At 56.2% G+C, this 16,483-nt stretch carries 19 protein-coding genes; 13 read left to right on the forward strand and 6 right to left on the reverse strand.

Annotated elements, in window-relative coordinates; all coding sequences use genetic code 11:
• The 8 genes from phnD to RT613_RS16855 all read left to right on the forward strand — a co-directional run.
• A partial coding sequence (gene phnD, locus RT613_RS16820) for a phosphate/phosphite/phosphonate ABC transporter substrate-binding protein (protein WP_313617162.1) occupies window positions 1–529 on the forward strand: 529 nt, incomplete at its 5' end.
• A 128-nt stretch (window positions 530–657) separates the two neighbouring features.
• Window positions 658–1,578 carry a phosphonate ABC transporter, permease protein PhnE gene (gene phnE / locus RT613_RS16825; RefSeq protein ID WP_313617237.1) on the forward strand — a complete coding sequence of 307 codons (921 nt, stop codon included), beginning with the start codon at window positions 658–660 and terminating at the stop codon, window positions 1,576–1,578.
• Window positions 1,578–2,927, forward strand: a complete 1,350-nt coding sequence (phnE, locus tag RT613_RS16830) for a phosphonate ABC transporter, permease protein PhnE (RefSeq protein ID WP_313617163.1) — start codon at window positions 1,578–1,580, stop codon at window positions 2,925–2,927. The genes phnE (RT613_RS16825) and phnE (RT613_RS16830) overlap by 1 nt, the downstream gene beginning before the upstream one ends.
• 133 nt (window positions 2,928–3,060) lie before the next feature.
• Window positions 3,061–3,729 (forward strand): DUF1045 domain-containing protein, encoded by a 669-nt coding sequence (locus RT613_RS16835; RefSeq protein WP_313617164.1) that lies wholly within the window; start codon window positions 3,061–3,063, stop codon window positions 3,727–3,729.
• A 13-nt stretch (window positions 3,730–3,742) separates the two neighbouring features.
• Complete coding sequence (locus RT613_RS16840; protein WP_313617165.1) at window positions 3,743–4,882, forward strand: alpha-D-ribose 1-methylphosphonate 5-triphosphate diphosphatase; 1,140 nt, start codon at window positions 3,743–3,745, stop codon at window positions 4,880–4,882.
• The gene (phnN, locus tag RT613_RS16845) at window positions 4,882–5,475 is read left to right on the forward strand and encodes a phosphonate metabolism protein/1,5-bisphosphokinase (PRPP-forming) PhnN (RefSeq protein WP_313617239.1); all 594 of its coding nucleotides are present in this window, start codon (window positions 4,882–4,884) and stop codon (window positions 5,473–5,475) included. The genes RT613_RS16840 and phnN overlap by 1 nt, the downstream gene beginning before the upstream one ends.
• 147 nt (window positions 5,476–5,622) lie before the next feature.
• The gene (locus RT613_RS16850; protein ID WP_313617166.1) at window positions 5,623–6,660 is read left to right on the forward strand and encodes an AraC family transcriptional regulator ligand-binding domain-containing protein; all 1,038 of its coding nucleotides are present in this window, start codon (window positions 5,623–5,625) and stop codon (window positions 6,658–6,660) included.
• Between the two features lie 354 nt (window positions 6,661–7,014).
• On the forward strand, window positions 7,015–7,260 hold the full coding sequence (locus RT613_RS16855) for a LuxR C-terminal-related transcriptional regulator (RefSeq protein ID WP_313617168.1): 246 nt from the start codon (window positions 7,015–7,017) through the stop codon (window positions 7,258–7,260).
• A 367-nt stretch (window positions 7,261–7,627) separates the two neighbouring features.
• On the opposite strand, the gene RT613_RS16860 is transcribed toward RT613_RS16855, so the two are convergent.
• The 4 genes from RT613_RS16860 to exbB all read right to left on the reverse strand — a co-directional run bounded on the left by RT613_RS16860 (window position 7,628) and on the right by exbB (window position 11,499).
• A complete protein-coding gene (locus RT613_RS16860) occupies window positions 7,628–8,617 on the reverse strand; it encodes an Ldh family oxidoreductase (protein ID WP_313617169.1) in 990 nt (329 codons plus the stop codon).
• Window positions 8,618–8,753: 136 nt separating this feature from the next.
• A complete protein-coding gene (locus RT613_RS16865; RefSeq protein ID WP_313617171.1) occupies window positions 8,754–9,701 on the reverse strand; it encodes a TonB family protein in 948 nt (315 codons plus the stop codon).
• The gene (exbD, locus tag RT613_RS16870; RefSeq protein WP_313617173.1) at window positions 9,698–10,189 is read right to left on the reverse strand and encodes a TonB system transport protein ExbD; all 492 of its coding nucleotides are present in this window, start codon (window positions 10,187–10,189) and stop codon (window positions 9,698–9,700) included. Before exbD ends, RT613_RS16865 begins: the two co-directional genes overlap by 4 nt.
• 5 nt (window positions 10,190–10,194) lie before the next feature.
• Entirely contained in the window at window positions 10,195–11,499 is a 1,305-nt protein-coding gene (gene exbB / locus RT613_RS16875; RefSeq protein WP_313617175.1) for a tonB-system energizer ExbB, read from the reverse strand.
• Window positions 11,500–11,538: 39 nt separating this feature from the next.
• Here exbB and RT613_RS16880 point away from each other — a divergent pair, with 39 nt between their 5' ends.
• Window positions 11,539–11,784: a hypothetical protein gene (locus tag RT613_RS16880; protein WP_313617177.1), complete on the forward strand. Its 246-nt coding sequence runs from the start codon at window positions 11,539–11,541 to the stop codon at window positions 11,782–11,784.
• A 167-nt stretch (window positions 11,785–11,951) separates the two neighbouring features.
• Complete coding sequence (locus RT613_RS16885) at window positions 11,952–12,665, forward strand: YoaK family protein (protein ID WP_313617179.1); 714 nt, start codon at window positions 11,952–11,954, stop codon at window positions 12,663–12,665.
• Between the two features lie 15 nt (window positions 12,666–12,680).
• On the opposite strand, the gene RT613_RS16890 is transcribed toward RT613_RS16885, so the two are convergent.
• A complete protein-coding gene (locus RT613_RS16890; protein WP_313617181.1) occupies window positions 12,681–13,154 on the reverse strand; it encodes a hypothetical protein in 474 nt (157 codons plus the stop codon).
• A 117-nt stretch (window positions 13,155–13,271) separates the two neighbouring features.
• Between RT613_RS16890 and RT613_RS16895 the strand changes: the two genes are divergently transcribed.
• Complete coding sequence (locus RT613_RS16895; protein WP_313617182.1) at window positions 13,272–13,907, forward strand: trimeric intracellular cation channel family protein; 636 nt, start codon at window positions 13,272–13,274, stop codon at window positions 13,905–13,907.
• A gap of 31 nt (window positions 13,908–13,938) precedes the next feature.
• On the opposite strand, the gene irrA is transcribed toward RT613_RS16895, so the two are convergent.
• Window positions 13,939–14,358 (reverse strand): iron response transcriptional regulator IrrA, encoded by a 420-nt coding sequence (gene irrA, locus RT613_RS16900; RefSeq protein WP_313617184.1) that lies wholly within the window; start codon window positions 14,356–14,358, stop codon window positions 13,939–13,941.
• Window positions 14,359–14,663: 305 nt separating this feature from the next.
• Here irrA and fabA point away from each other — a divergent pair, with 305 nt between their 5' ends.
• The gene (gene fabA / locus RT613_RS16905; protein WP_313617186.1) at window positions 14,664–15,179 is read left to right on the forward strand and encodes a 3-hydroxyacyl-[acyl-carrier-protein] dehydratase FabA; all 516 of its coding nucleotides are present in this window, start codon (window positions 14,664–14,666) and stop codon (window positions 15,177–15,179) included.
• Window positions 15,180–15,256: 77 nt separating this feature from the next.
• Window positions 15,257–16,480 (forward strand): beta-ketoacyl-ACP synthase I, encoded by a 1,224-nt coding sequence (gene fabB, locus RT613_RS16910; protein ID WP_313617188.1) that lies wholly within the window; start codon window positions 15,257–15,259, stop codon window positions 16,478–16,480.
• The last annotated feature ends 3 nt before the right edge of the window (window positions 16,481–16,483 follow it).

Genomic DNA, 16,483 nt, shown 5'->3' on the forward strand with positions numbered 1-16,483 from the left:
CGGCATCAAGACGCTGGCTGATGCCAAGGGCAAGAAGATCGGCTTTGCTGACCCTGACTCTACCTCTGGCTACCTCGTTCCAAACGTTGCGCTGCCAAAGGAAATCGGCGCTTCCGTCAAGGAATATTTCTCTGAAAGCGGCTTCGGCGGCGGCCATGAGAACCTCGTTCTCGCCGTTCTCGACAAGAAGTTCGACGTTGGCACGACCTTCGGTTCGGGCGTTGGCAAGTGGGAAGAAGGCTACACCGGTGGCAACCTTCACCAGATGGTCAACAAGGGCAACCTCGACATGGACGATATCGTCGAAGTCTGGAAGTCCCCTCTGATCCCGAACGGCCCGCTGATGGTTTCCAACAAGGTCGGCGAAGAAATGAAGACCAAGGTTGAGGACTTCTTCCTGGCCCTGCCAAAGAACGACAGCGCTTGCTTCAAGGCGTTCACACAGGGCGACAACAAGGAATACATCAAGGTTGATGCTTCCTTCTACCAGACCATCATCGACGCCCGTAAGTCCGTTATCGGCGGCTGATTGGTAGAGATAAAAATAGAGCGGCGGCTTCTTAGCCGCCGCTTTTTTTCGCAACAGGAAGATGCAGCATGAGCGGACATTCGACGACTTCGACACTGGGCGGGCTGGGACAATCCGCGTCCACCGTCATGCGTCATTATCAGCAGCAGTTGAGAACACGACGGCTTTATACGGCCATTTCGATCGTTGTTTTCCTGATCGCGCTCGGCGCGTCGTTGAACTTCGCCAATAATGCAAATTCGGGCAAGTTCTTTGAACGCCTTCCTTACCTGTTCGATTTCATCAAGACATTCGTGCCAGACAGCCCGCTGGAAATTTTCCGCGCCATGTTCGACCTGCCGTCACCCTATGATGATGGCTCGCTCAAATACAATTACACGGCTGACCGGGTCTATGTGACGGATAATTTCTACATTCCGTTCTTCATCTACCAGCTGATCATCACCCTGAATATCGCGCTGGTTTCGACACTGATCGGCACCGGCTTTGCATTCATCCTGTGCTTTTTCGCCTCGACCAATCTGGTCGGTGCCGGCATCGTGCGCTGGGTTGTGCGCCGTATCATGGAAGTGATGCGTGCCTTTCCGGAAATCGTGGTCGCGGGACTGCTGACCGCGATCCTCTCGATCGGGCCGATTGCCGCGATCGTCGCCATCACCATCCATACGGTGGGCGCTCTGGGCAAATTGTTCTTCGAAGTGGTCGAGAATGCCGATATGCGCCCCGATGAAGGCCTGCGTGCCGCCGGTGCCAACTGGCTGGAGCGCGTCCGTTACGCCATCGTGCCGCAGGTTCTGCCAAACTTCGTATCCTACGCATTGCTGCGCGCTGAGATTAACGTGCGTGCCTCGACCATCATCGGCGCCGTCGGCGGCGGTGGTATTGGTGAGGTGTTCCGTCTGGCCATTGGCCGCGATCACGCCGCCAAGACCTATGCCATAATCATCCTGCTGCTGATTACCATCATCGCAGTGGACCAGTTTTCGTCATGGCTTCGCCGCCGGCTGATTGGCCAGCAGGCATTTGACAGCGCGCAAGGAACAGTCTGATGAGATCCACACCATCGATCAACGCCTCCGAGCGCGAGCGCCTGACAAAGACCTATCCCCACGTCTTCCAGAAGAGCTTCATGCAGCGCTACGGCCTGTTTGTCGGCCTTGGTGCCGTGATTGCCTATCTGGCGCTGTGTTTCGTGTTCTTCAACGTTGGCCCGGCGCTGATGCAAGGTCGCTGGGACCGCGCATCATCCTATATTCAGGACTGGTACTCCTGGCGCGCGCAACCGCGCCTACGCTTCCAGGATGGCACTGTGGTGCCACAATGGTCGAGCCGCGGGCAATATCCGGCAGGCGCTGACATCGACTGGCTGATCCCCGGCCAGAATGGCAGCTATACGGTAACCTATGGCAGCATGGACGACCGCCTCGACATCACCACCGACAAGGTCGACGTTTACGTTGCCGGCACGCCTTACACCGTCACCATCTCGCAGGACATGGTCACTGCCCCGGTTGATGCACCAGCCGCCATCCAGCAGGACGGAAGCAAGGTCATCGTCAATTATGGCTTTGAAGGTCAGGCGGAAATTCGCAACAGCCAGGTTTATGTGCAGCGCCGTTTCATGGGCTGGGCAAACTTTTTCTTCGATACGCAGTCTGAATTCTGGGGCAAAAGCACCGGTGAGCTGCTTGCGCTGGCAACGGTTGGCGAACGGCTGGATCCGAACCAGTCCAACATCGCCAACATGGCTGACGACTTCCTCAACAACAAGGTCTGGCAACACGCGGACATTCTGTCCAAGCTGATGCAGACGCTAGTTATGGCTTTTGTCGGTACCCTACTGGGCACGCTGGTCGCCTTCCCCTTCGCCTTCATCGCAGCGCGCAACATTACGCCAAACCGCCTTGCCAACTGGGGCATGAAACGCGCCTTCGATTTCCTGCGCTCCATCGACATGCTGATCTGGGCGCTGTTCTTTACCCGCAGCTTTGGTCCCGGACCCATTCCCGGTATCGCGGCGATCTTTTTCACCGACACCGGTGCGCTTGGTAAGGTCTATGCCGAGGCGCTGGAAAACGTCGATGACAAACAGCGCGAAGGCGTGAAGTCTGTGGGGGCATCGCCTGCTGTGGTCAATCGTTACGGCGTGGTGCCACAGGTGCTGCCAGTGTTCATTTCGCAATCCCTGTATTTCTGGGAAAGCAACACCCGTTCTGCCACCATCATCGGCGCCGTGGGTGCTGGCGGTATCGGTCTCAAGCTGCTGGAAGCCATGGGCACCAATGCCGACTGGGACAAGGTTGCCTATATGGTGCTGCTGATCCTTTTTGTGGTTTTCCTGTTCGACGGCATTTCCAATGCCATCCGTTCGAGACTCATCGGTAAAACCGCACATTAAGGGGTGAGACTTCATCGGCATCATCATTCTGTCATGGAAATCATTTAGGCGCATGGCCTGACTTGCAGCGTACACCGCTTTGCCCTCAAATGCGGGTTCGCTGAAGCTCCCATGACGTTTGAAAGATTCCACAGTGCGTTACGCTGTTTATTTCACACCTCCGCAGACACACCCTTTAAACCTTGCTGCAGCACGATGGCTTGGTCGGGATGCCTTTACCGGCGAGATCCACGCAGACAACGAAGCGCGGGAAGAGCTGACGGCTGAACCGCGCCGTTACGGTTTTCATGCGACGCTGAAAGCGCCGTTTGAGCTTTCGGAAAAGAAGAGCGAGGCACAACTGTTGGCCGCGCTTCGGAACTTTGCCGAAACGCGCACAGCTTTCGACATTCCGCAGATCGTGGTTGGCCAACTCGGCCCATTTTTTGCCCTGGTACCGCATGAAACTCATGGTCCGCTGCAGGATTTCGCTGCCGATATCGTCGATTTCTTCGACGAATATCGCGCACCCCTATCTGACAGCGACATTGCTCGCCGTCGCCCGCAGAACCTCACGCAGAAACAGCGCGATAATCTCATGTTGTGGGGCTACCCGCATGTGATGGACGAGTTTCGTTTTCACATGACGTTGACCGGCCCGACCGACGAGCCGCAGCGCCCCGATATTCACAGCCTGCTCAACGGGCATTTTTCCGATTTTATCAACCGACCACTTTCCATTACCGGCCTTGCGCTTTTCGTTGAAGAAACGCGTGGAGAGCCCTTTAAAGTTCACTCCTGGCATCCCCTTGCCACTCGATAGAAAGACACCCTCAATGCGTTCCGAACAGGTTCTTTCCAACGCCCGCATCGTCCTTGAAGACGATATCATCTCCGGCTCAGTGCTGATCCGTGATGGGCTTATTGCAGATATCAGCACCGGTCCTTCGACAGTGGGTGAGGATTTCGAAGGCGATTACCTCATTCCCGGCCTCGTTGAACTGCATACCGACCATCTGGAGCAGCACTATTCGCCACGCCCAGGCGTGACCTGGAACAAGACTGCTGCCGTTCAGGCCCATGATGCCCAGGTGGCTGCTTCTGGCATCACTACGGTGTTCGACTGCCTGCGCCTCGGCTCTGACGAGGACGGCGGTTTCAAGAAGGGCGAAATGCGCGACATGGCCGATGCCATCGAGCTTGCTGCCAGCCAGAACCGTCTGCGCGCCGAACACCTTCTGCACCTGCGCTGCGAAGTGGCATCGTCCGACGTTCTTGAGCATTTCGAAGATTTCGAAAACGACCCGAATGTGAAACTGATCTCGTTGATGGACCACTCCCCGGGCCAGCGTCAGTTCCAGTCGCTGGATCAATACATCCTCTACTACCAGAAGAAGCGTGGCCTGAGTGACGAGGCATTTGCCCGGTTTGTCGAACGCCGCAAATCGGCCTCGGCACAATATTCCGCGCCACACCGTGATTATCTGGCAGCGCGCTGCGCCGAGCGTGGCATCACCGTTGCCAGCCACGACGATGCCACCACAGAACACGTGCAGGAAGCGATCGGCCATGGTGTGAAGGTTGCGGAATTCCCGACCAGCGTTGAAGCGGCCCGCGCCTCACATGATGCCGGCATGAGCGTGCTGATGGGTGCGCCGAACATCGTGCGTGGTCAGTCCCACTCCGGCAACATCGCTGCCAAGGATCTGGCTGAGCTTGGCGTGCTCGACGTACTATCGTCCGACTACGTGCCATTCAGCCTGCTTTATGCGCCGTTCATTATTGCCGATACGGTGGATAGCATCTCGTTGCCGCAGGCGCTGGCATTCGTGACAACCAATCCGGCCCGCTCTGTCAGCCTTGACGACCGTGGCGCCATTCGCACCGGCCTGCGCGCTGATCTGGTGCGGGTCCACCGCGAAGAGGGCGTTCCAGTGGTTCGTTCCGTCTGGCGTCAGGGGCGACGTGTCGCGTGATGGACAGTGACCCTTCCCCACAAGGCATAACTGGGACGAAACGCGGCACACTGGTTGCCGTGGTTGGTCCCAGCGGTGCCGGCAAGGACAGCTTGCTGGCGCTGGCAGCAGAACATTTTCAGGACTGCCCGGATGTGCATTTCGTGCGCCGGGTCATTACCCGCAGCAAGGATGCAGGCGGCGAGGACCATGACAGCGTAACCGCCGATGAGTTCACGACCCTTCAGGCCGAAAACCGGTTTGCCGTGTGCTGGCAGGCGCATGGTCTCAGCTACGGCGTTCCGGCAAAGGTATTTTCGCAACTGGAAAAAGGCGATCTGGTCATCGTCAACGGTTCACGCTCGACCTTGCCGGATTTCCGCTCAGCCTTTGCACACCTTCAGGTGATCAACATCACCGCACGGGCCGAGGTTCTGGCGGAGCGGCTTGAAAAACGTGGCCGCGAAAGCAAGGCAGATATTCTACGCCGCCTTGAACGCAGTGCCTTTGAAATCCCCGACACGTTCAATGTTGCGACGATAGACAATAGCGGCGACCTTCACGCCGCTGGCAAATCTCTCATTCAAATTCTGGAAAATTACCGACAGGCCTGAACAGAAAAGAGCCCTTAAAACGGCTCTTGTTCATGGTGGCATAATTTTCGGTATTCGGCGAAAGAAAATTACAAAAGGCCTCGACATACCGCAATATCCGGATTACCTTTTGGCGACATTTTTTGAACATCACGCGCCAATTGTGTTATGCCCCAACAAAGGCTCATCGACGAGATAACCATTGTGGCCGGTTTAGGATCGGCTATTTCCGGTTATGCGCAATCCTGCGGCATTGATATTGGTCCGATCGCCAAGTCTCTTGGCATCGATCCCGAGGTTTTGCAGAGCCTGACAGCACGTGTCAGCCTGGATCGTCTATGCCGATTGCTGGAGACCTGCGCGACGCTGGTCGATGATGACACATTCGGTTTGCAATGTGCAGGATTTTTGACGCCAGGCGCCACCGGCCCCTTCGGTTACGGCCTGATGAGTGCGCCAACTGTGCGTGATTATCTGAAATTCGTCGATGAACACCTGTATTACGCCAGCAATGCCAGTGACACGCAGCTGGAGTTTGGCGATAAATTCGCAAGCATTTCATGGACTTTTGCACCTGTGATCGCCAAACGCGACCAATATACCGATATGTCGCTTGCCATGGCGTTCAACCGTCTGCGGCAGATCATTGGCGATGAAACCGATGGTCTACTGGTTGAACTCGAGCGTCCCAAGCCCAGAAATACCAGCCTTTTCAAAAAAGCGTTTTCGAAACACATCGAATATTCGCGGCGTATCAACCGGGTGCATGTCCCAAACCAGTTGCTGGATGTTGCAAACCCCAAAGGTGATATCCGTCTGTTTACATTGATGGATTTGCAATGTCGGGCAATGCGGCCTGAGATTTCGGCGCTGTCCGACCAGCATTTCGTCAGCCAGGTGCGCCGCTACATGCAAATGCGCATGAACGAACACGAGATTTCGCTGGAGGACATCTCCCCCTATTTCAGCCTGTCTCCCCGCACATTCCAGCGGCGACTGGCCGAAGCGGGCACCAATCTCAATACATTGCGTGATGAGGTGCGACGTGAGGCCAGCCACACACTGCTGACAGAGAGCGAACTGCCCATTGCCGACATATGTTATCGTTTGGGCTATTCTGCACCGAGCGCCTTTTCACGCTCGGTATCGCGCTGGTTTGGCATGACCCCAAAAGCCCTGCGCGACAGTACATCGCGAAATTATTGAATAACACAACCTGCTTTTGCGCATCAAAACATCGCAAAGTTGCTTGACATATTCGGGAAAAATCGGGAAATTCAACGAACTGATCCAAAATGGCACAGAATATATCCGAGAAATGTATCTGCTGTGCATTTTTTGGCGCCTGAGGTTATATATTTTCTACCTCCCCCTGTATATTAGGCTGCGCAACTGAACGCCCGACGCAACGATGCGCTGTGCTGATTAATTCATGACATTCACTGAAGCTTTGCTGCATATGGCAGCGCGCTTTCTAATTCTTGGAATAAAGACAACGCCATGTAACCGCATTCGCGGTCAATGGGCGTTTTTGTCAGAATGGTACTGAAAAGAATGACCATGTCTCCGCATAAACAACATGCGGGCGATTTTGCACGCCCGGATTCGCTGACAGACGACGAAAAGACATACCTCGCCATGGCGGCAGAGGGTATGCATCCATCTGTCATCGCCAAAAATCTCGAAAAATCCGAAGATGATGTACAGGATGCACTGGCAAGTGCACGACAGAAGCTGGGCGCAACCAATCTTCTGCATGCCATCAGCATCGCCCTACTTAAAGGCATCATCGAACGCGACATCTGACGCGCATTATTCTTCCGCTGGAAACACGGGTTGTTTTCTGCGGAAAAGGCTCAAATTCCTTTCCAAATCCGATCGCCCTACCCCAAAACGGGCAGTTATTTCGGAAAGGCATGACGTAAGCCTGAACTCGATCACATGTCTGCTGCCGTTACAGGCAACCACATCGGACGACATGTGTTTTCCTTCGCTGCCAAGTTTTGCGTTTGCAGCGCAGCCCGTGCGGTGTTTTCGAGGCGATGACGCCTTCGGTACCACACGTAACCGCGGTGGCCGGGTTTTCCCGGTGGCGGATCGCACTAGCGGTTAACGGCCTGGCGGGGTAAATGATTACCCTGTCAGGCCGCTTCGTTTTTTACCGCATAGCCGTCTACAATGCGGCGATCTCTTCCAGAATGTCACTTTCAATGACGATGCCTTCGTCATAGGCGCGTTTGCGGTTTCCCTGGCTGCGCCGTCCCGGCAACCGTGCCTCGGGTTGCGCTTCGATTTCGCCGGCAAACATTGCAAGACGGCTTGCAAACATGTCGCCAGCCGTCACCGAGGGATCAATGGCGATGATGGTGTGGCCGAGCGCCACCGAGCGGCTTTTTTCATCAAACAGCGACGGCGATTCAAACGCGAAGTCACCACCGGTCAAACCAGCCGCCATGATTTCCACCATGAAGGCAAGTGCGGCACCCTTGGCATCACCGGCCGGGATCATCGTTCCGGCCATGGCCGCATCGGCATCGGTCGTGGGTTTACCATCCACGTCGAGCGCCCAGCCCTCGGGAATTTTGTCGCCCTTTTGCCGCGCTGCCATGACCTTGCCACGCGCAACCTTTGACAGTGCCAGATCGATAACCAAGGGGTCCTGACCGGCCACTGGGGCGGCAAAGGCGATCGGGTTGGTGCCAAACAGCGGCTTGGTTCCGCCCCAGGGCGCAATCGCTGCCGGGGCATTGGCAACCATCAGCGCCACCAGCCCCTGTTCGGCGAAACGTTCGACCGTCAGAGCCATGACACCGGCGTGGTGCGAGCGCGAGATGGCAGCCAAGGCGATGCCCTGCTCGCGTGCCATGGTGGGCAGGTCAGCGACAGCCGCATCAAGGGCCGGATAGGCATAACCATGGGCCGCATCAATGGCCAGGACACCCGCCTTCACCCTTTTGGTTGTGACGGTTGCCTTGCCATTTACCTTGCCAGCACGTGTCTGTTTTACATAGGCAGGAATGCGTCTGAAACCATGGCCACCCTGCCCGGCAGCTTCTGCTGCGACAAGCGCTTTTGCCGTAGAGCGGGCGCTGGTGGAAATCACGCCATTCTGTTCAAAAATACCGGAAACAAAATCTTCCGCATCGGAAATGCTGAACTTCATAAAATGCTTGCCTTCTCTCCTGTGCACCGCCGACAAAACGTCCGCGGAAAAGCACGTCATGACAAGCGATAGCAAGCTACCCTTGTCATGACCAGAAGAGCATTTCGGATCAGTGCATGTAAATGCCGTTCACCACTCAGCGAATGGTGAACTGAACCGGTGCGACAACCGTCTTGCTGGCGCCAGGTGGTGGTGCAGGAACCGGCGAGGCACGGCGAACCATGGCAACCACTTCCTCATCCAGTGCCGCGAAACCAGACGAGCGTGACAGCGATACCGACAATACATTGCCGCTTTCATCGATCTGGAACCGGACAAAAGCCGTTCCCTGCTCCTTGCGGGAGCGGGCATCTGACGGGTAACGCTTGCGGCGTTCAAGATGCGCCATCAGGCGAGACTGCCAGCGCGCTGGCGAAACCGATGATGACGACGAACCGACACTGGTCTTCTGCGCTGCTGTGCGATTGGACTGCGTGGCATCGGCCTTGGCCATCTGCGCAGCTTTCGAGGCCGGTGGCGGCTTCTTCGGCCGGGTGTCAGGCTTCTTCTTCTCGACGACCTTTTTCGGCTCAGGCTTTTTTTCGACCGGCGGCGGCGGACGGCTGACCGGCAGCGGAACCTCTACATTTTCCAATGCGGCAACCATTTCCTGCTGCAGCGGATCAACCTCTTCCACCGGCTCCGGCATTTCTTCCGGTAGAGGTTCTGCAACCTCTTCGACAGGCGGATCTGGCGGAGTTTCCTCAACAACCGGCTCTGGAATGGGTTCTGGCTCCGGTTGTGGCTCAGGTGGAACCTCGGCTACTTCTTCAACGGGTTCTACCGTATCGCTCTTGATGTCTTCCGCTTCGGCAGTATCCGGATTGATGACGTTTTCCGTGGTATCCACGGATTCCGGCATTGCCGCCATCTCAATCATGATTGCCGCAGGTGGCGAGTCCTGTGCCGCCGTCGGTGCCGGCTCCCGCAGCAGCAGTGCTGCAAGGCCCGCATGCACCGAAAGCATGACGAAGGCAGCAAAAGACCAGAGCAGGATTTCGCCCACTCTGGAATGTCTTGCCTGCGGCTGACGAAGCGTTGTCATTGAGCAGTTCCCGTTGTTCCAGCATTTGGCGCCGCTTCATCCGGCGCCGTTGGCGAAGAAACCGGCGCAGGCAATGATTCAAGACCGACCAGTGCGATCTTGAGGTAACCTGCGTCGCGAAGCGCGTTCATGACTTCCATGAACTGTCCGTAATCGACCGTCTTGTCTGCCCGCAGGAAAATACGAGCATCCTTGTTGCCTTGAGTCTTGCCATCCAGCATGGAGGCAAGGTTTTCCTTTTCGACCGGGTCATTGCCCAGATTGAGGCTGAGATCTTCCTTGACCGTCAGGTAGATCGGCTCATCAGGACGTTCTGCCGGTTTGGCTGTCGAGGCAGGCAGATCAACATTGACGTCGACCGTCGCCAAAGGCGCTGCCACCATGAAGATGATAAGAAGAACCAGCATAACATCAATAAAAGGCGTAACGTTGATCTCGTGGTTTTCAGAGAGATCGTCGCCGCTTTCTTCACGAATACCGCCAGCCATGCCCGTTATCTCCCAACAAGAGAAACGGCAGGCTTGTTATCGCCAGACGGAACGCGACGAAAATCGATGTCGCGGCTGACCAGTCGCTCAACGCCTGCAGCAACATCCGCAAGCAGATGGCGATAGCCAGTGATTGAACGAGCAAACACGTTGTAGATGACAACCGCTGGGATAGCGGCGACGAGGCCGATCGCCGTTGCCAGAAGAGCTTCAGCAATACCCGGTGCAACAACCGCCAGGTTGGTGGTCTGCGATTCCGAGATGCTGATGAACGAGTTCATGATGCCCCACACGGTACCGAAAAGACCAACAAACGGTGCGGTCGATCCAATCGTTGCCAATACACCGGTGCCACGGGACATACGGCGACCACCATGGCTTTCGATGCGCGACAGGGCAGAAGCAACACGTTCCTTGATGCCGGCACCATCGGTGTGTTCGACAACCGGATCGGAAACCTTCATTTCGAACGAGGCAACCTTGAGCATCAGCGCTGCAGGACCGCCCTTGTTTTCAACCGCCTGAACGGCTTCGTCCAATGTGCGGGCGCGGCGGACAATGCGCAGTGCTGCACCAACACGCACACGGGCGCCAGCGAGCTCAACAATCTTTGCGAAACCAACTGTCCAGGTGACGATCGAGGCGAAAGCAAGACCAATCATCACCGCCTTGACCACCCAGTCCGCAGCCATGAACATGCCAACTGGCGACAGGTCATGCGGAATGTCGGAACGTTCGCCAGGGCTCTGGAACAGCTGCTCCAGCATGGTGGCTGGCTCCTGCGGTTCTGCCGGAGCCGCGTCTGACTGTGCGGCAGCGTCTGACGGTGTTTCGGCCGTTGCCGGCTGCTGTGATGTGATCGACTGGTCTGCAGCCGGCGCCTGCGGCGCTGTGGTATCAGGCGTTGTCGCTGGTGTGGCAGGTGCCTGTGTTTCACCTGTTGCCTGGCTGGCTGCTGGCGTAGCGGCAGTTGGTTCAGCTGCCTGTGGTGCCGGTGTGGCAGCCGGTGCAGAAGGAGCAGTCTGCTGCTGTGTCGTTGTTTGTGCCGAAGGTGCAGCCGGCTGTTGTTCAGGTGTTGCCTGTACTGGCGTTGCCTGGGTCGGTGCAGCAGGCGTCTCAGCTGCCGGTGCCTGCGTCTGCGCCTGCACAGCTGCGGGTTGTTCAGAGCTTACGGAAGGAGCCGGAGTTTGCGCCGCGACATGACCCGCAGTCATAATAGCTGCAAGGGCGACAACACAAACAGAAGCAATGGAGACATTGCTGCGTCGCACGCTGGAAGCGGATGAGGTGATGGACGTATCGGCGAGCATGATATTGGTTTCCCGGTCTACCGTAAAAAAAGAGCACCCATGAATACCGTCAAGCCTTTGGCTCAATTGAGCAAGGATGCCCCGGCTCTCTTTCATCGCAGTCCGATAATAAACATGAGTACGTTTGGCAACTATATATTTACCGATTTGCAGAGTCTTGTACTTTTTGCATGTTTTTGTACGAACCACGGCACTGACCTGCAGAGATTTGCCCGCAACGCCATGCGAAAAGCACAAATGAGCGTAGCGCAACCGCATGCACAGGTGACGCAAAATGCGCCCTGATCCCTTACATTCAAGGCGGATCAGACCGGGAAGCTGCGATGTAAAGTTGCAGTGATCTGGGGAATGCGCCTACAACAAAAGCACAAGCACTCTATTTTGAGTCGGACCCGATCCGCGCATCACCACGGCTCGTCGGCCCGCGAAACCCATTCGCAGTCGAGCAGAACATGACACGACAAAGACGCCGCTCTCTCATCAAAGCCAGACGTACCGGCATGGGTATTGCCCTTGTCGCCACCCTCTCCTTCATCGCCGGCATGACGGACGCCATCGGCCTTCGGATGTCCGGTGACTTCGTGTCCTTCATGACGGGGAACACGACCCGGGCAGCCATGTCATTGCAGGCTGGCAACTGGGGTCATGCCCTGATATTGCTGGGCGCTATCGCAACTTTTGTACTGGGCAATGCGATGGGGATTGTGATTGCACACAGGGTCGACAATCGCATCTTTGCGGTGCTGGCCGCAGTTGGTGCAACACTGGCCATCGCCTCGGTCATGCCGACCACCGATGTACCGCTTATACAGTTTTATCTGGTTGTGTTCGCGATGGGCATGATCAACGCCGCAGTCGAGCATATCGAAGGCCTGCCAATCGGGCTGACCTATGTTACCGGCGCGCTTTCCCGTTTCGGGCGCGGCATTGGCCGCTGGCTGATCGGTGAGCGCAAGATCGATTGGACCATCCAGATCGTGCCGTGGCTTGGCATGTTGAGTGGCGCTTTGTGCGGTGCGGTTGTCGGCGCCTATATGGACTATGCGTCCCTTTGGATCGTTGCCGCTATCGTTACGCTGCTAGCCTTCATCACCATGCTGATGCCGCGCTCGCTGCGGCACCGTTATAACCAGCGTGTGACAATAAGAAAGTTGCCCGCCCCTTGAGATGAAGGCCAGCAATCAGTTCTTGGAAATGGTCACAAAACGGGTACCGCGCACGCGAACGGTCATCTCGCACTGACGCTCATCGGTGCGGTCGCAATATTTCGGATGCATCTTGAACACGAACACCATATTGCCGAAACGCTTGATGAAATCGTAGCTGTAGAGCTGTGCCGTCGCGATCATGATGTGACCGCCTTCCTGCACCTGCACATAGAAATTATAGGGGCAACCCTCATCCGTGCAGCCAACGCCCTTTTCACCATCGCAGGTAATGGCGCCGTGATTGGTTACGACATCCATCAGGCCATCATTGTTGATGTCCAGCTGCGTGACGAAGTCAGCGCCAAATTCCGCCTTCTCGCAAACCTTGCTGAAATGGGCCTGTTCATATTCGGCAGGGTCCCGCACCAGCTCCTGCTGCGCCAACGCACCTTGCGAAAACGGCAACATGAATATCAACTGAAGCAGGATGACGATTGGCAATCTCACGGCATTTTCCTTTGCATTTCTTTCCGCTATGGATGTCTGCGAAGCTTGGCCCGGACAATTAAGCCATTGTGCTTGCGTGACACTGACGCCGTATTTGATAATTCGAGGTAAATTCCCATGACGCTGCTTGGCTTTCTCGATTACGCAGGCGTTGCCGTTTTTGCCGCAACTGGCGCTCTTGCCGCATCACGCAAACAGCTGGATTTCATCGGCTTCCTGTTCTTTGCCGCAGTCACCGGTATTGGTGGCGGCACCTTGCGCGACCTTGTTCTGGGACGTGCACCGGTCTTCTGGGTGATCAACCCGACTTACATTCTCGTCTGTGTCTCGGTCGCCGTTCTGGTGTTCTTCACTGCACACCTGTTTGAATCACGCTACAAGCTGCTGATCTGGCTCGATGCCATTGGTCTTTCCGCCTATTGCGTGATGGGCGCTGCCAAAGGCCTGGCCGCAACAGGATCACCAACCGTTGCCATCGTGACCGGCACATTGACGGCGACATTTGGCGGCATATTGCGCGATATCCTGGCGGGAGAACCATCCGTGCTGCTGCGGCCGGAAATCTACATCACCTGCGCATTGGCAGGCGCTTGCGTGTTCACCGCAGCCAATGCGTTTGGCTTTCCGCTCTATGCGGCATCGGCCGCAGGTGTTGCGACGGCCTTCGCCATCCGAAGCGGCGCACTGATTTTCGGCTGGACATTTCCGCGCTACCGCACGCGTCCGGGCCGTCCACCAGAAGACGTATTATAATGTCTCTATAGGATAATGTGTGACCCGACGATCAATCACGGGTGCGGCGCAGCCTGATCACCACGTCAACGTGGGCGATCTCCATGCCTGGAGGAGGCTCCGGCAGGTTATCAATCTGGATATTGCTGACCGGAATATCGAGAACCTCATTGTCGTCTTCGACAAAGAAGTGATGGTGGTCGGAAACATTCGTATCGAAGTAGGTGCGAGCGCCTTCCATGGCCAGCACACGGATAAGGCCAGCTTCGGTGAACTGATGCAAAGTATTATAGACGGTTGCCAAAGAAACCGGCACGCCAGCCATCACGGCCTCTTCATGCAATTCTTCGACAGTCAGGTGGCGATCACCCTTGGCAAACAACAAGTCTCCCAACGCAACACGCTGCCGGGTCGGGCGCAAGCCATAACGGCGAAGCCGAGATCCAATATCGATATTTGCGTCTAGTGACATCAAGGCCGTTCCTAAAAACCATCCAATTTCAGGTTAATCTCTTAAAGCATATAACTTTTACAGACATCTGTTTCAATAGCTTCCATAGGCTACAGAACCGACAACACCTGTGAATTGGCCGTGTTTTTCAATTTTTCTCTGGTTCACAAGGTCTGCTTCCTGTATGCGGACCGGAAAGAACATTAGGATTTGTTATTTGCATGCATCATGATGACGCGGCGCCGACCCCTTGCAACGCTTCATTTTGAACATCACATGCTCTAGACAAATTTGAGTTGAACAGTATCGGGGAAACGGAAAAGAGCATGACGACGAGGCAATCGAGCTACAATTACGAGGAAATTCTGGCATGTGGCCGCGGAGAACTTTTCGGCCCCGGCAATGCGCAGCTTCCTCTGCCTCCGATGTTGATGGTTCACCGTATCACTGAAATTTCCGAGACCGGCGGCGCGTTCGACAAAGGCTACATTCGTGCAGCTTACGATGTCAGCCCAGACGACTGGTATTTCCCTTGCCACTTCCAGGGCAACCCGATCATGCCTGGCTGCCTTGGCCTTGACGGCATGTGGCAGCTGACCGGTTTCTTCCTTGGCTGGCTGGGTGAAGAAGGCCGCGGCATGGCGCTTTCCACCGGCGAAGTGAAGTTCAAGGGCATGGTTCGCCCGCACACCAAACTTCTCGAATACGGCATCGACTTCAAGCGCGTGATGCGTGGCCGCCTCGTGCTGGGCACCGCTGATGGCTGGCTGAAGGCTGATGGCGAAACCATTTACCAGGCAACCGACCTTCGGGTTGGTCTTTCGAAAGAAAAGACTGCCTGAACCTGGCGGTCAGAGTCTGACAGGCGCCCGGCGGATATAAAGCCGCCAAGCGACATTCAAAGAAAAGGTCCACGTTCATGAGACGCGTAGTTGTCACCGGCCTCGGCATTGTTTCCTCCATCGGCAGCGATGCCGCAGAGGTAACGGCATCCCTCAGAGACGCAAAGTCCGGCATTTCCTTCTCGCCGGATTTCGCCGAGCACGGTTTCAAGTGCCAGGTATGGGGCAAGCCTTCGCTTGACCCAACCGATCTGGTTGACCGCCGCGCCATGCGCTTCCTGAGCCAGGGCGGCGCATGGAACCATGTTGCCATGAAGCAGGCGATTGCCGATTCCGGTCTTGAGGACAAGGACATCAGCGAAAACGAGCGTACCGGCATCATCATGGGCTCCGGTGGTCCGTCCACGCGCACCATCGTTGAAGCATCCGACATCACGCTGAAGAACAACAGCCCGAAGCGCATTGGCCCATTTGCCGTGCCGAAGGCAATGTCTTCGACCGCGTCTGCCACGCTTGCCACATGGTTCAAGATCCACGGCGTGAACTACTCGATCTCGTCTGCCTGCTCGACATCTGCGCACTGCATCGGCAATGCGGCTGAAATGATCCAGTGGGGCAAGCAGGACATCATGTTTGCCGGTGGCCATGAAGACCTCGACTGGTCCATGTCCAACCTGTTCGACGCCATGGGTGCCATGTCGTCCAAGTATAATGACACGCCTGCAACGGCTTCGCGCGCCTATGACGCCAACCGCGACGGTTTTGTCATCGCTGGTGGTGCTGGCGTTCTGGTTCTGGAAGAGCTGGAGCATGCCAAGGCACGCGGCGCGAAGATCTACGCTGAAGTCGTCGGTTACGGCGCGACATCTGACGGTTACGACATGGTTGCTCCGTCGGGCGAAGGCGCGATCCGCTGCATGCGTCAGGCTCTGTCGACCGTGAAGGGCGATGTCGATTACGTCAACACACACGGCACCTCGACCCCTGTTGGCGACAGCAAGGAAATCGGCGCGATCCGCGAAGTGTTCGGCTCCAAGATCCCGCACATCCAGTCCACCAAGTCGCTGACGGGTCACTCCCTCGGTGCAGCTGGCGTACAGGAATCCATCTACGGCCTGTTGATGATGCAGGAACGTTTCATCGGTGAAAGCGCCCATATTTCCGAGCTTGACCCGGAATTCAATGGCGTTCCGATCGTTCGCAGCCGCATTGACAACGCGAAGATCGACACGGTTCTGTCCAACTCGTTCGGTTTCGGTGGCACCAACGCTACGCTCGTATTCCAGCGTTACAACGGATAAAAG

It is taken from the genome of Agrobacterium sp. (assembly GCF_032092815.1).
Classification (GTDB): Bacteria; Pseudomonadota; Alphaproteobacteria; order Rhizobiales; family Rhizobiaceae; genus Agrobacterium.